Raw genomic sequence first — 13,960 nt, 5'->3', positions numbered from 1 at the left:
AATATAAGAAATGAGGGTGGATGTGAACACTGAATCCAATTTTTATGCGGTCGTGCTGAGCACAGTCGCTGTCGTGGTGGCATTTTTCACGAGCTTTGCGCAGGCGGATGATACCGACCTGTTTGATGTTAGCGCGGTGTCGGCACCTGCCCGTATAACGGTGGTGGTGGATACCTCTGGCTCCATGGCTCGAGTTGAGAATGATCCTCGGCCTGAAGTGACTTCCTATAACGGGGATTGCGTCGGGGAGCAAGTGTATGCTGACAGGGAAGACACTTACCCCTATCGAATCATTGGACAATTTACTATCCAGAATGCGGATCGAAAAATCTGTATTGTGCGAAGCATATTGTTGTCTTTTTTGGATCCTGATGTTGGTGGGGATTCTGTCTGGCCAGATAACTTTGAAGTAGGGCTTGCCCGATACGGGGTGCCCGGTGGGGTGGTGGTAGCGCCTGTGTCTGCGTTGGGCAGTATCGTTGATCCAGATTCCCATCGAAATCGGCTTATTCAGTCAGTTCAATCCCTAACTGCTGCAGGATCGACGCCTTTAGTGGGCAGTTATCTGGAGATAGCGGAATATTTGACCGGCGGTCAGGCGGTTGGAGCAGCATCATCCGAAAGTGATTCCTCCGTTTGGGTGGGTGATACCAGCTCCAATACACGCTATAAAGGTGTTGATCTCGGGCCGCAATGTGGCATAACCAATAACCATCTTGTATTCCTAACGGACGGTGCGTCCAGCTGTGAGAAAGGCTCAAGGTTTACAGAGTTTGAAAGAGAAAGCAGTGGGTGTTCCGCTCCTACTAATAGTGTGCTGATGGGTGATTTGGGCACTCGAATAAATGAGTTCGTTACTGGCGAAGTTAATCAGTATCATGATGAGTGCCCAGCTAATTTCTTATCCACGTATGCTGGCAACTCGAATTATGAGAGTTATTGGGGATGCTTGAGCATCATGTCGGATGCCCTGCATAACCATACTCAGACTGATGGTGCGAACTCTGTTAATGCGGGTGTGACTACCCATGTGATTGCTTATGATATGGGGTCTGCGAGTAGCGATGTAAGTGACGGCATGAGTAATTGGGCTGTCAATGGAGGCGGTCAGTTTGTGGCAGCCAATAACTCCTCTGAATTGGCTGACGCCTTTAAAACCATCAGTAATGAAGCTATCTTGCCAGGTACTTTTGTCGTTGCGTCAAGCGGTGTGGGCGTAAATCAGCTCAACCGCTTTTTGCATTTGGATGAAATGTACTTCGCCATGTTTACTCCTTCAAGCAAGCCATTCTGGTATGGGAACCTTAAGAAATATTTTTTCCAGGTTGGGCTCGATGGTGAGCTGGGTGTTTATGCAAATTCGGCGAAGACTGAACAAGCAACAGATGATGGGGTTTTTCTTCCGGGCGTTCTGAGCGAGTGGTCCGATGTGGTGCCAGCCTACTACAACACTAACAACCTTCAGAGTGTTGATGGGGATATTGCCCATGTTGGCGGAGCTGCCAGTAAAATTGAGCAGCCAGCTGACCGCAAGCTTTATGTTTATTATGATGGTGACCGACATTTAATCCAGCCTGATAACGCAGCCGATACCAATGAAGATATTGACGAATTACGCACCAAGTTGAGCGCTGATTATGCCGGTTTGCTTGCTGATCCGTCGGGCGCTGATCAGGCGTTATTGGCAAGCTATGGTACAGATACATTGGTGCCATCTCTTAATTGGGTGTTGGGTGTCGATGAGAATGATGAATGGATAAGGCTGAGCCAGCACATTGATCCCAGTCAGCGGCCTGCCGCTCCGCAGGATACAAGAACAGATAGCAACGATCTCAGAACATTTTATGGCGCTCCGCTGCATTCTTCACCAGCACTGGTTAACTACCGTAGTAGGGATGCGTTGGGCAACGCGCTCACCGACCCTGATGACGTTGTTTTTATAAGTACTAATGATGGCAAATTGTATGCAGTGGATTCTGATACAGGTGAAGAGCATCTCGCATACATGCCAGAGGCGATGCTGAAGCGACCCTCCCTTACAGAGCGGTCACCGGTCGAACGAATGTATGACGCGACCAAGCCCACAGCGGCCGATGGTGGTTTGATTTACGGATTGGATTCCAGCTGGACGGTATGGAGACAGGATGTTAATCGTAACGGGAATATTGATGAGGCCACTAGTGATTTCGTTTACCTCTACGGCGGAATGCGACGTGGGGGCCGGAATTATTATATTTTGGATGCCACCAATGTTCAGGCATCAGAAACCATCAGTGAATTAGCTGTGCTGGAAGGCGGTACCGGGCCGTTTGTTAATAATGGGCAGAGTTGGTCTGAGCCACGATTAGCCATTATCAATTACGCAGGAACGCCTACCGCGGTGTTTATTATTGGTGGTGGCTATGACACCGCTTACGATAATGGCCGCCCCGAGGCGCTGCCTGCACGGGGTGCTCAGGTTTATATTGTATCTGCCCGTTATTTTACAGAGCGGGGCACTGGTACCCCGCATCAAGCGGGGGAGGTCCTATGGTGGGCTTCTGCTGATGCCAGCGGCACTGATACAACCCACGCCCAAATAAGTGCGCTGCAATACAGCATACCTTCCACGGTTAAAACAATGGATACAGATGGTGATGGCTATCTGGATCATTTTTATGTAGGGGATATGGGCGGCCAGGTGCACCGCTTTGATGTCAATAACAGCAATACAGGATCATCGAATCTTATTTCCAATATTAACGACACGGTTATTGCCCAGCTGGGCTTTGCGAATGACGGGGTAGCTGTTGTAACGGATGCTGATGATCGCCGCTTCTTTTATCCGCCAAGTGTCGCTTTGGGAAATTGCCCTCGCGGTTCCTGCATTATGGTTGCAATAGGCTCAGGGTGGCGTTCTAACCCTACCAATGCATCAGTAACTGAGAAGTTCTATATGTTGATGGACTACGAGCCATTCGGCAGTGCTCAGCCTACAATAACAGAAACCTCAACCGCCTCAGCAAACGGAACCACTCTTGAGGTTTTAGCCTTGTCTAAAACAAGCGATGCAGACTCGATCGTCGATGTGACCAGTGACCCCGGAATCCGAGGGTATTCGTTGCAATTAGGCGGTACAGGATTTGCCGCTGAGAAGTTAATGGGGTCACCATTGATCGTAGGTGGTACGGCGTATTTCTCCACCTATTACAGGCCTCCGGTGCTTACAAATACTCGAACCTGTCAGATTGGTGAGGGTGCTGCAGCTATTTATGCGTTGGGCCTTGGTGATGCCCAGGTGCTGACTGTTGCATCCGGGTTAAGTCAGAATGCCGCTGGTTCCATGCAGGCGTTGATTTCGGTAATCGAAGATCCGATTATCGATGATGGCGATGGTGAATCACCTGCCCCTGATACTCGCAGACAGGGTGGACTCTTGTCAGGTACAGCGTCCGGTGGCCGGGTGCCGTTGAATTTGGATGCTATTCGTAAGACTCGATGGTTGCAGATGGATTGATGTTGTAGTGTCGATATTTCTTACATAAAGATGTTGTTGTGAAGACGGGCTGTTTTCTGTCGCCTTTGTTTTCAATGCGTTGCGTTTTTTGGTGTGTTTTTTGCGTAAAGTTGACCTGATGAGTATTTTAGATTCATTTTTGCGTTTAACATGATTTTGGTAAATCCATTCAATAGGAAATAAATGGGGTTGGCTTATATGTCTACTTTTAGAAAGGGTGTGGCGTGCTCGGTTTTGCTGGCTGCTGCAGGTTTGGCCGTTAATGCAAACGCGGTCGTTATCAGCGCGACTTACGGGGATAATGATAGCTTTAATGGGGATATTGACTATTCCCAGAGCTATACAGGTATGTCTTTCCCTACGGCCGCCGCTGGCGATGATGCCTATATTGATGGCATAAATCAGGGTGGTTTTTCGTGGTCACCGATAGACCTTTCCGGGTATTCCACGATCAACAGTATTGTGGTTGGATATGGCGTATATGGTGCCTCTGCAGGTTCTGCTCTTCAGCTGAATGGGACTACAATCGCTGATTTAAGTAGCCAGTATATGGATCCTGATTTAGGTGTTATCCAGAACGCTGTGCAAGATCAGGTTTCAATTACAGATCGCAGCATATTAGATGCGTTGCTGGGCGAGTTAATAACGCTGGATTTTGTTATGGGTAGTGACCTGGATGGCTGGTCACTCGATTTCGTTACGTTCACAATTGATGTGGAAGAGTTTATTACTCCACCGATTCCGTCTACACCAGTGTCAGAACCTTTCACGCTGTCTCTTTTCGGCTTGGGGTTGGCTGCGTTAGGTTTCTCACGCAAACGTAATAAGGCGTAATAGCGGCGGATCTTGATCCAGTATGTTAAAAGCAATAAAAAGCCTCCTAATGGAGGCTTTTTATTGCTTTTAACATAATTATTAGCACCAAGATTCCCCATCTAGGTTAGCGCGCATCTTGATTTTTCCTGACTGTGACACGACCACCTGGTATGCATTGCCCTCCTTGCCATCGACTGGGCATATGCTGATTGTTGTCTGATCCCATGGTGTCCAGCCGTTAACCCGAAAATCTACATTGGGGTTATTCTGGTTCGTTTTGGTAATGGATAGCTTTTCACTTATGCTGATGCTTGCAAGAAGTTGATCCGCATCATCTGCATCCTGGCCACGCTTAATAGCGATAATGGATGTACCCCAATCGTTGTCGCAGTTTTCGCTGTCTGAGCTCCCACAAACGGAAACAATAGTTCGATTTTCCACGGCGACCAAGCGAGACATTCTCATTAGCTCCACCACATTCTCGGCGGTTGTTTTCACCCTCGTACGTTCGATCAGATCCACAAAAGACGGTGTCGCAAAGGCTAGTAGAATGGCCGCAATGAACATGGTGATTAATAGCTCCACCATAGTGAATCCCTTGTTAATGCGCATCATCACGCTTCCCCATTTATTTCGTTATTAAATAATTTGCTGTTATCAATGTGGGCTTAGATTACCATTTCGGGGCGACACACTGAATACATAGATGATGTAAGGCGGTTATGACAGATATTCTGATAGTAGGGGGCGGTGTAATTGGTCTGTTACTGGCCAGAGAGTTAGTAAAGCAGTCCATTTCAGTAGCGATTGTCGATAGCGGTGAGCTTGGGCGAGAGGCTTCGTGGGCAGGTGGTGGTATTGTCTCACCGCTATATCCTTGGAATTACTCTAAACCAGTTACGGCATTGGCTAATTGGGCTCAGCAGGCGTATCCAAATCTGGCAGCTGAGCTCGCGGTAGAGTCTGGCATAGATCCCGAATTTAACCCTTGTGGCCTAATGATGCTCGATCCGCCAGGAAAGGATCGTATTCTGGATTGGGCAAGTGTTAATCAGAAGGCCGTTCAGCTGCTCTCTGCTCAACAGGCATTGGCGAAGGAGTCAGCATTGGGGTGTGGTTTGGATTATGCGGTCTGGTGGCCACATATTGGTAATATTCGCAATCCCCGGCTGCTGCGGAGTTTGTATGCTTACCTCAAGATGAGTGATCACTGCAAGGTATACTCCCATACTGAGGTTGAGTCCATTCGGGAGTCAAAGTCCGGGCAAGTTGACATCATTGCCGTGGGGAAAAAACTCACCGCAAGCAAGGCCGTTATTTGCGCCGGAGCATGGACGGGCAAATTGCTGGGGGCTCTAGGGGTAGACACACCCATCCAACCAGTTCGAGGGCAGATGCTGATTTTCGAGCCCAGGCCTGGCCTGATTAACAGTATGATTTTACATCAGGGGCGTTATTTGATTCCTCGCTTGGATGGTCGCATTTTAGTAGGAAGTACTCTTGAGTATACGGGGTTTGACAAGGCCACAACCAAAGAGGCGAGAGAGCTGTTACTTGAGCAGGCGTTTAAGTTGGTGCCCGAATTACGCTCGGTGCCGGTTGAAGCACATTGGTCGGGGCTAAGGCCAGGCTCTCCCCACGGCATTCCTTTTATTGGCAAGGTGCCAGGGTGGTCAAACCTTTATGTTAACGCGGGGCATTTTCGCAACGGTTTGGTCTTGGCGCCGGCCTCTGTGCGCTTGATGCGAAATTTATTGCTGAATGAGGAGCCGATAGTTGATCCAGGGCCTTATGACCCGCTGACACCCAGGCCGTCTTCAGATATGTTCTAGAATGGATTCTAGTCGTCGGTATCAAGTCCCAGCTTTTTCAGACGATAGCGCAGCGAGCGAAAACTCATACCGAGCTTTTTCGCTGCTGCAGTGCGGTTCCAGCGTGTTTCTTCCAGTGCTTTGAGGATCGCCTGCTTTTCAATGTCGGTGAGGTATTCTTCTAGAGAGTCACCTTCTACAAAATCAGGGATGGCATGATCCGGGCTGGTTCCTGCTATGGGTTTCACCACCGGCGTGCCATCGGTGGGCAGTTGCAGGTGCTCGGGTGTGATGACTTCATCGTCACACAGGGTAACGGCGCGTTCCAATATATTTTCCAGCTCTCGCACGTTGCCGGGAAATTGGTACTCTTGCAACGCGGCTTCGGCTTTTGGGCTCAGGCTTGGCAGTTCCATTTCCCAATCCTGGGCCAGTGATTGCAGCATCCGCTTGGCCAGTAAGATGATGTCTTCTCCTCTTTCTCTTAAGGGAGGAACGCTCATCTGGATGACATTAATGCGATAGAAAAGATCCTGTCTGAAATCCCCTTGCTCCACCAGTTTGGCTAGATCTTTGTGGGTGGCGCTCAGTATGCGTACATCGGTGGCAAGTTCTTTCTGTGAGCCCACCGGGCGCACGGCTTTTTCTTGAATTGCCCGCAGTAGTTTAACCTGCATTTGCATGGGCAGGTCTGCCACTTCATCAAGAAAAAGAGTGCCACCTTGAGCGGCTTGAAATAGGCCTGTTTTGTCCTCGTAGGCGCCGGTGAAGCTGCCTTTTCGGTGCCCGAAAAATTCGCTTTCCATCAATTCGTTGGGGATGGCGCCGCAATTCACTGGAACAAATGGGCCATCTGTGCGAGGGCCAAGGCGGTGTATCTCTTTGGCCACCAGCTCTTTGCCGCTTCCTGATTCTCCGCTGATATAGACTGGAGCCTGGCTGCGCGCCAATTTTTTGATTTGCGCTTGTAGTTTTCTTACTTGTGGCGATGTGCCCAATATGGGTGAGTCTGTCTCGCCGGTGGCAGGCTCCTGTTTTTCAAATTTTAATTTGAGAGCGGTGTTTACCAGATCCCGCAATCGTTGAAGATCTACTGGTTTGGATACAAAGTCAAAGGCGCCTGCTTTCAGCGCAGTAATGGCCGTTTCCATGCTGCCATAGGCGGTAAGAACAGCTACCGGCAAGCTAGGGTTGTTGGCTTGAATGTATTTCACTAAATCAATGCCATTGCCATCTGGCAGGTTCATATCGGTAATGCAGAGATCAAATTTTTCCTGATCAAGTGCAACATGAGCAGAATCAATATTGGCTGCGGTAAAGGTTTCTATGTCCATTCGAGACAGCGTCAGATCGAGCAGTTCCCTTATATCAGGCTCATCATCAACAATTAGTGCTTTATATTGGCTCATTGTTATATGGTCACTATTCTGGATGGATGTGAAAACGTAATACGAAAGCAGCTGCCACTCTTAATGGTGTGGTAGTCAAGGCGGGCTTGATTAGCTTCGCACAACTCTCTGGCGATATACAGCCCCAGACCTGTGCCGCTCTTTTCTGAAGTGTAGAACGGCTCAAAGATTTTATCCTGTTGCTCTTTGGCGATACCGGGGCCTTGATCAATCACATCCAGTGTTGGCTGTTCTGATTGGATGTTGAAATCTGCCACGACAGTCAGGGTGCGCTTGCCGGTGTTTTGTTCGCTATAGCGAATGCCGTTATGAAATAGATTGGTAAGCACTTGTTGCATCTGAGAAGGGTCGATGCGGAATTGGAGGTCTTTCTTTTTGCAGATGAATTGGATTTTACAGTTTTGATCTTGCGTGGATTCGAATTCACGAATGAAATTTTCCACCCATTGATAGATGTTGAAAAGTTCAGGTTCAGCTTGCTTTCGGCGGGATAGCTGCAGTACGTTTTCAATCACCTTGTTGGCACGGATGGTGTGTTGGTGGATGATTTCGCTGAGGCGGGCGTCGCCTTTGTTGAGGTCGTTGGATTCCTGTAACAACTGCGCGGCATGGCTGATGGCCCCCAGGGGGTTTCTTATTTCGTGGGCAATACTGGCGGTTAGCCCACCCAGAGAGGCCAATTTTAATTGTTGCGCCTGCTGCGCCATTCGGGTGTTGTCATCCACAAAAATAAGCGTGTTTGATTGGTCGCCAGTTTCCATTAGGGTGAAATTGGCTTGTACCTCAGGCCCGGCAGGGTGAGTGCGGAAGGGGGTGGTGCGCTTGTATGGATCTGAGCGCCAGGTCTTCAGTTGTGTTGCCAGCTGTGGTGAAAGATTTTCAAGATAGTTCAACCCACGCATTACTGGCATCCCAAACATTTTCCAGCAGGCCTCGTTGATAAGCACGATTCTTTCATCATGACTGACAACAACAATGCCTGTGCGCATGCGTTGGATGATCAGATGATTCAGTTCTTCCAGATTTGCGAGATCCTCGGCCTGCCTGCCTGCCAAATCCGCACTTTCACGCAGGCGTTTGGCAATTTGCTGAGCAAGTAGTGAGGTGGCAAAACAGGCAATGCCTATAAAAGCACTTTGTAGAAAATCATCCTGCTTAAAGCTGCCGTGCAGTACGCCATTAAGAATTTGCTTGTACAGTATGGCGAGGGTTGCAACGGCCGCAAAAAATGTTGCCAGTTTGCCCTCTACCAAAATACTGCCGGCAGCTACGGTCACTACAAGCAGGATGGAGAGATTGCTGTTGGTTTCTCCGTTTGCGTACTCAAGTAAAGCTATGGCAACAATATCGATAATAATGACCATAAAGATCTGGATACTGATGCGGCCTGCTTTCAAGCGATTGATCAGCAGGCTTAGTACGGATAGTACCAGGTAGGTGATCACCGCAGCAAAGTACAGCCGTTCGTTCAGCCCGCTGCTGTTTTTATTCTGGCTGGTTTCCACGATGTAGGCACCCACAAGGCTGAAGCCCAGTACCAGCCGGTAGTACAGGTATACCTGAAGCAATCGCCATTGATTTTGGCGAACTTCCTCCAGGGCCAGTTCGTGGTTGGCGGTGTTGTCAGTCATCCTTGTTGTTATTCAAATAGGCTTGGCGGTGGGCGTCACTGCAAAAGAACTTTCCGTTTTCAGTGCAGGCTTCAGATTCAGGCAGGTGTATACCGCACTGAGCGCACTTGCGCATAGAAGCTGCGTCGGCCTCAGGCGGAGTGGCTTGTTTATTGGCGGTAAACTTGCGATAAACCAGGATCAGCAGGCTTACCAGTGCAATAAAAATGATTAAACGAACGATCATGGTTTTGTCCTCAGTGGCTTTGGCCTTTGCGCGCGAGGGCGATTTGCCCCAAAATACGCGCTTATTTTGTCAGTGTTTGGCAAGCCATAGGTTAGCAGGGTTTAAAATTCATGAAAAACAATGATTTACACATCATTATAGCGCAGTTGGATTTCATGGTAGGGGATATCGACGGGAATGCGACACAAATATTAAATGCCGCTCGGCGTGCCAAGGATGAATTCAATGCCGATGTGATTGTTTTTCCAGAGCTTACCTTGACAGGCTACCCCCCAGAAGACCTCCTGTTCCGTGCCAGTATCCGCACCCGGGTGGAAAAAGCGCTTGCCCGACTGTGTGATCAGTTGCCGGGTGATTTGTATACTTTGGTTGGGTATCCTCGAGGGCTTGATGAGAAACTGTACAATTCGGCCGGTGTTATTCATCAGGGCAAGCTGATTGCAGAATATCACAAACAGGAATTACCCAATTATCTTGTGTTCGATGAGAAGCGTTACTTTCAGCCTGGGGATCAGGCTTGTGTGGTTTCGATCAAAGATATACCGGTGGGCATTACCATTTGTGAAGACATCTGGCATAGCGGCCCCATGACTCAAGCGCGTAATGCTGGTGCACGACTGATGTTGAATCTCAATGCATCGCCGTTCCATTTAGGCAAGGAGCAGGAGCGGGCGGGGTTACTGGAGAAGCGCGCACGGGAAGGCGATATGCCCATTGTTTATGCCAATTTGGTGGGCGGGCAGGATGAGCTTGTGTTTGATGGCGGCTCATCTGTGGTGAACGCTGATGGAGCGATGGTGTTCCGGGCTCCGGCTTTTGAAGCTGGCCTGTATCCGGTGGCTTTTCGATACGACAATGAGATTGAGCCGCTCGCTATGTCGGTGGAGCCGGATCAAACAGTGGAGCAGAGCGCCTACAACGCGCTGGTGCTGGCCGTTAAGGACTACGTTAACAAGAATGGCTTCAAAGGTGCAGTATTGGGGTTGTCTGGTGGGGTGGATTCAGCGCTGACCTTGGCAATAGCGGTAGACGCCTTGGGGGCCGAGCGGGTTGAGGCGGTGATGATGCCGTTCCGATATACCTCTCAGATGAGTCTTGATGATGCTGAAGAAGAGGCCACTGCGCTCGGTGTCCCTTACCATATTCGTCCAATAGAGCCCATGTACGAAGCCTTTATGCAGACGTTAGCGCCTGATTTTGAGGGTACCGCCCGCGACACCACAGAAGAAAATCTGCAGGCTCGATGTCGTGGCGTGATGTTGATGGCGCTGTCTAACAAGAAGCGCTATATCGTCCTGACCACCGGTAATAAGAGTGAAATGGCTGTCGGTTACGCAACGCTTTATGGGGATATGGCAGGTGGTTTCGATGTCTTGAAGGATGTTCCGAAAACGCTGGTATTTCGTCTGTGTGAGTACCGCAATAAGTTGACTCCAGATAACCCGCCCATTCCCCAGCGAGTCATTGATCGCCCTCCCTCTGCGGAGTTGGCACCGGATCAGAAAGATGAAGACAGCTTGCCGCCCTATCCTGAGCTGGACGCCATTTTAGAGTTCTATGTAGAAAGAGACTTGAGCGCGGATGCGATTGTGGCTAAGGGGTACGATCGCGAAACGGTGCAACGGGTGTTGCGGTTAGTCGATTTGAATGAATACAAGCGGCGTCAGGCTGCGGTGGGCACTAAAATCACCTCACGGGCGTTTGGGCGGGATCGACGCTACCCTATTACCTGCAAGTGGCCTGCCGGAGAGTAATCCAGCAGGCCCGTAACCTCAGTTTACTAATCCGAAGGTGAGTACGCTGGCGAGTGAACGACGGCCACGTTTGCTTTTCTGGTACTCGAAACCACCTGTTTTCGCCAGCCTGGGGTGGCTGGGGTAGTTGTGTTCCAGCACAGTTACCGTGCTGTCCCGCAGATCCAGTTGATCCAGCTCAGTGTAGGCTTCCGCCATAATGACTAACGCATCGGCTACCGATGGGCTGGTGTCAAAGTTTTCCACCACGTAACGGCCACGATTGGCAGCGGCAACGTAAGCGCCTCGGCGCATATAGAATTCTGCAGCTCGCAGTTCATAGGCTGCCAGCAAGTTGCGCAGGTACACCATGCGCTGCTGGGCATCGGCGGCGTAAACGCTATTGGGGAAACGGTTGATAAGGCGATTGAAGTCCTCGAAGGATTCCCGCGCTGGCCCCATGTCCCGTTCGGTAAAGTCGCTGGGAATGAAGCGTTCCAGCAGGCCCCTATCGACGCTGTATGAGGCCAGGCCCTTCATATAATAGGCGTAGTCCAGCTGTGGATGATCGGGGTTGGTGTTAATAAAGCGTTCTGCCGTGGCGGCGGAAGCCTCATAGTCCATTGCCCGATAGTGGCAGTAAATCAGATCCAGCTTTGCTTGTGAGGCATAGCGTCCAAACGGGTAGCGTGATTCCAAGCCCTGTAAGCGCTCGATGGCGAGGCTCATGTTGTTCCCATCAATGGCTTTTTGTGCTTCCTCATAGAACTGGCGTTCGGATAGCTGGGGTGTTTTCGGTGCGCTAGAGCAGGCCGCCAGCAGGGCAATCAAAGGAAGGCTTAACCACAGGCGTCGAATCAAAAAGGTTCGCCAAATCAACATAGGATCGTTTTATCCACTATTAGAATTCTTGAAGTCGGCCATTATAGCCACATTCGGCCACCTGCACAGCAAAGTCAGGCGAATGCTCTGGATCTGAGGTAAAATATCCGACCCGATATCAACGAGAGAGTTCCATGTCCCAGCAAATCCAATTCAGCGCCCAGGTTGACGATCATTACGGTGGGCAGCGCCTGGATCAAGTAGCCGCCGAGCTGTTTCCCGATTATTCCCGTTCTCGCCTGCAGAGCTGGATCAAGAATGGTGAGCTTACTGTCGATGGCCAAACCCGTAAGCCAAGGGATAAGGTGATCGGCGGCGAAATGCTAGTGATCGATGCCGTTTTGGAAGCCGAGCAGAGCTGGGAGCCCCAACCGATTGATCTCGATATTGTGTATGAGGATGAGCATCTGCTGGTGATTAATAAACCCGCAGGGCTGGTGGTGCACCCTGCGGTGGGCAACCGGGACAGTACTTTGCTGAATGCATTGCTGCATCACGCGCCGGAACTGGCAACATTGCCCCGTGCAGGAATCGTGCACCGAATTGACAAAGAAACCACCGGTCTTTTAGTGGTGGCCAAGACCCTAAAGGCCCATACTTCGCTGGTTAATCAGTTGCAGGAAAAAACCGCCTTCCGTGAGTACGAAGCCATTGCATCTGGTGTAATGACAGGGGGCGGTATGGTGGATCAGCCCATCGGCCGACACCCAACCCAGCGTACCCGGCAGGCAGTCACCCATTCCGGTAAACCGGCGGTTACCCATTATCGACTGATCGAGCGTTTCCGTGCCCATACTCATATTAGAGTGCAGTTGGAAACCGGGCGTACCCACCAAATACGTGTGCATATGGCCCATGCACAGTATCCATTGCTTGGCGACCCCACCTACGGTGGGCGTTTGCGCATTCCCAAAGGGGCTACTTCGGAGCTGATCGAAGCTTTGCGCCAGTTTAAACGCCAAGCGCTTCACGCCAAAAAATTAGGTGTGCAACACCCTGAAACCGGTGAATACTGCGAGTGGGAAGTGCCCTTGCCGGATGATTTCAAAGCCATGATCAAGGTCTTGCGCGAGGACGCCGCCAGCGATCGGTGATGAATGTGCTTACCCAGGAACAGGTACAGCAATGGCTCCAGCCGGGTTGGCACATACCCGGTGTGCGGGCGTGGTGTACAACCCGGGCCGGGGATCTAAGCCAGCCACCTTATGACGGTTTTAATACGGCTAATCACGTGGAGGACGATCCTGTGGCGGTGGCAAATTGCCGCCAGGCATTGGCAGAGTATTTTCATTGGCAGAGGCAACCTCAGTGGTTGAAGCAGGTCCATGGTACCGCCGTTGTTGAAGCCAGGCCAGATGGTTTGGAGCGGGAGGGTGATGCGGTCTACAGTTGCGATGCGGGGCAAATTTGCACCCTGCACACGGCTGATTGCTTGCCGGTGTTCTTCGCTGCCAATGATGGTGCTGAGGTGGCGCTGGCTCATGCCGGTTGGCGAGGATTGGCGGCGGGCGTATTGGAAGCTACCCTTGCAAAGTTCGCCTGCAAGCCTCATCAAATAAGTGTGTGGTTAGGCCCTGCCATTGCTCAGTCAGCATTCGAAGTGGGTGCAGAGGTGCGTGAGGCCTTTTTAAGCGATTCCCCTGACCAGGCATATTGTTTCCAGAGCAATGTGCGGGGGCGTTGGCAATGCGATCTCTATGAGTTAGCCCGTAACCGCCTCGTTCGCTCGGGTATAAATCGAGTCGGTGGTGGTGAGTACTGCACTTATAGCGATACTCGCTTCTTCTCCTTTCGGCGTCAGCCTGTGACGGGGCGGATGTTATCCTTGATCTGGATTGATCCAGCTCAATAGTCCTCCTGAATTTCCCTAAAACTGTTCACCTAAAACAGTCATCAAGCTTGAAAAGCGCCTGGAACGCCCCCAAATTGTAAAGCAGTTACTAGGGCGTGTGGCGT

At 50.5% G+C, this 13,960-nt stretch carries 11 protein-coding genes; 6 read left to right on the top strand and 5 right to left on the bottom strand.

Annotation, left to right across the window (positions count from 1 at the left end):
* Positions 1-10 precede the first annotated feature (10 nt).
* Entirely contained in the window at positions 11-3,496 is a 3,486-nt protein-coding gene (locus Kalk_RS05745; protein ID WP_101893291.1) for a pilus assembly protein, read from the top strand.
* 183 nt (positions 3,497-3,679) lie between these two features.
* Positions 3,680-4,330 carry a PEP-CTERM sorting domain-containing protein gene (locus Kalk_RS21330; RefSeq protein WP_199768017.1) on the top strand — a complete coding sequence of 217 codons (651 nt, stop codon included), beginning with the start codon at positions 3,680-3,682 and terminating at the stop codon, positions 4,328-4,330.
* A gap of 81 nt (positions 4,331-4,411) precedes the next feature.
* Here the strand turns inward: Kalk_RS21330 and Kalk_RS05735 are convergent, their stop codons facing one another.
* The gene (locus Kalk_RS05735) at positions 4,412-4,924 is read right to left on the bottom strand and encodes a pilus assembly FimT family protein (protein WP_267892440.1); all 513 of its coding nucleotides are present in this window, start codon (positions 4,922-4,924) and stop codon (positions 4,412-4,414) included.
* A 110-nt stretch (positions 4,925-5,034) separates the two neighbouring features.
* Here Kalk_RS05735 and thiO point away from each other — a divergent pair, with 110 nt between their 5' ends.
* Positions 5,035-6,144 carry a glycine oxidase ThiO gene (gene thiO / locus Kalk_RS05730; protein ID WP_101893290.1) on the top strand — a complete coding sequence of 370 codons (1,110 nt, stop codon included), beginning with the start codon at positions 5,035-5,037 and terminating at the stop codon, positions 6,142-6,144.
* 8 nt (positions 6,145-6,152) lie between these two features.
* On the opposite strand, the gene Kalk_RS05725 is transcribed toward thiO, so the two are convergent.
* Genes Kalk_RS05725 through Kalk_RS05715 form a run of 3 tightly spaced genes read right to left on the bottom strand, consistent with a single transcriptional unit; the run spans position 6,153 to position 9,389 of the window.
* Positions 6,153-7,532, bottom strand: coding sequence for a sigma-54-dependent transcriptional regulator (locus Kalk_RS05725; protein ID WP_101893289.1), 1,380 nt, complete (start codon positions 7,530-7,532; stop codon positions 6,153-6,155).
* Between the two features lie 2 nt (positions 7,533-7,534).
* The gene (locus Kalk_RS05720) at positions 7,535-9,163 is read right to left on the bottom strand and encodes a two-component system sensor histidine kinase NtrB (RefSeq protein ID WP_101893288.1); all 1,629 of its coding nucleotides are present in this window, start codon (positions 9,161-9,163) and stop codon (positions 7,535-7,537) included.
* Positions 9,156-9,389 carry a PP0621 family protein gene (locus tag Kalk_RS05715; RefSeq protein ID WP_101893287.1) on the bottom strand — a complete coding sequence of 78 codons (234 nt, stop codon included), beginning with the start codon at positions 9,387-9,389 and terminating at the stop codon, positions 9,156-9,158. Before Kalk_RS05715 ends, Kalk_RS05720 begins: the two co-directional genes overlap by 8 nt.
* A gap of 110 nt (positions 9,390-9,499) precedes the next feature.
* On the opposite strand from Kalk_RS05715, the gene Kalk_RS05710 reads away from it, so the two are divergent.
* Complete coding sequence (locus Kalk_RS05710) at positions 9,500-11,143, top strand: NAD+ synthase (protein ID WP_101893286.1); 1,644 nt, start codon at positions 9,500-9,502, stop codon at positions 11,141-11,143.
* Positions 11,144-11,161: 18 nt separating this feature from the next.
* On the opposite strand, the gene Kalk_RS05705 is transcribed toward Kalk_RS05710, so the two are convergent.
* Entirely contained in the window at positions 11,162-12,004 is an 843-nt protein-coding gene (locus Kalk_RS05705) for an outer membrane protein assembly factor BamD (protein ID WP_101893285.1), read from the bottom strand.
* Between the two features lie 134 nt (positions 12,005-12,138).
* Here Kalk_RS05705 and rluD point away from each other — a divergent pair, with 134 nt between their 5' ends.
* Both rluD and pgeF read left to right on the top strand, forming a co-directional pair.
* On the top strand, positions 12,139-13,098 hold the full coding sequence (gene rluD / locus Kalk_RS05700) for a 23S rRNA pseudouridine(1911/1915/1917) synthase RluD (protein ID WP_101893284.1): 960 nt from the start codon (positions 12,139-12,141) through the stop codon (positions 13,096-13,098).
* Entirely contained in the window at positions 13,098-13,856 is a 759-nt protein-coding gene (gene pgeF, locus Kalk_RS05695; RefSeq protein WP_101893283.1) for a peptidoglycan editing factor PgeF, read from the top strand. Before rluD ends, pgeF begins: the two co-directional genes overlap by 1 nt.
* The last annotated feature ends 104 nt before the right edge of the window (positions 13,857-13,960 follow it).

The organism is Ketobacter alkanivorans (genome assembly GCF_002863865.1).
GTDB lineage: Bacteria > Pseudomonadota > Gammaproteobacteria > Pseudomonadales > Ketobacteraceae > Ketobacter > Ketobacter alkanivorans.
The sequence above is the reverse complement of the archived record's forward strand: the minus strand, read 5'-3'. Positions and strand labels throughout refer to the sequence as shown.

Excerpts from the sequence above, each read along its gene's own strand:
- Kalk_RS05745 (WP_101893291.1), top strand. The coding sequence starts at position 11 with ATGAGGGTGGATGTGAACACTGAATCCAATTTTTATGCGGTCGTGCTG.
- Kalk_RS05715 (WP_101893287.1), bottom strand. The coding sequence starts at position 9,389 with ATGATCGTTCGTTTAATCATTTTTATTGCACTGGTAAGCCTGCTGATC.
- Kalk_RS05710 (WP_101893286.1), top strand. The coding sequence starts at position 9,500 with ATGAAAAACAATGATTTACACATCATTATAGCGCAGTTGGATTTCATG.
- rluD (WP_101893284.1), top strand. The coding sequence starts at position 12,139 with ATGTCCCAGCAAATCCAATTCAGCGCCCAGGTTGACGATCATTACGGT.
- Kalk_RS05720 (WP_101893288.1), bottom strand. The coding sequence starts at position 9,163 with ATGACTGACAACACCGCCAACCACGAACTGGCCCTGGAGGAAGTTCGC.
- Kalk_RS05705 (WP_101893285.1), bottom strand. The coding sequence starts at position 12,004 with ATGTTGATTTGGCGAACCTTTTTGATTCGACGCCTGTGGTTAAGCCTT.
- Kalk_RS21330 (WP_199768017.1), top strand. The coding sequence starts at position 3,680 with ATGGGGTTGGCTTATATGTCTACTTTTAGAAAGGGTGTGGCGTGCTCG.
- thiO (WP_101893290.1), top strand. The coding sequence starts at position 5,035 with ATGACAGATATTCTGATAGTAGGGGGCGGTGTAATTGGTCTGTTACTG.
- Kalk_RS05735 (WP_267892440.1), bottom strand. The coding sequence starts at position 4,924 with ATGCGCATTAACAAGGGATTCACTATGGTGGAGCTATTAATCACCATG.
- pgeF (WP_101893283.1), top strand. The coding sequence starts at position 13,098 with ATGAATGTGCTTACCCAGGAACAGGTACAGCAATGGCTCCAGCCGGGT.
- Kalk_RS05725 (WP_101893289.1), bottom strand. The coding sequence starts at position 7,532 with ATGAGCCAATATAAAGCACTAATTGTTGATGATGAGCCTGATATAAGG.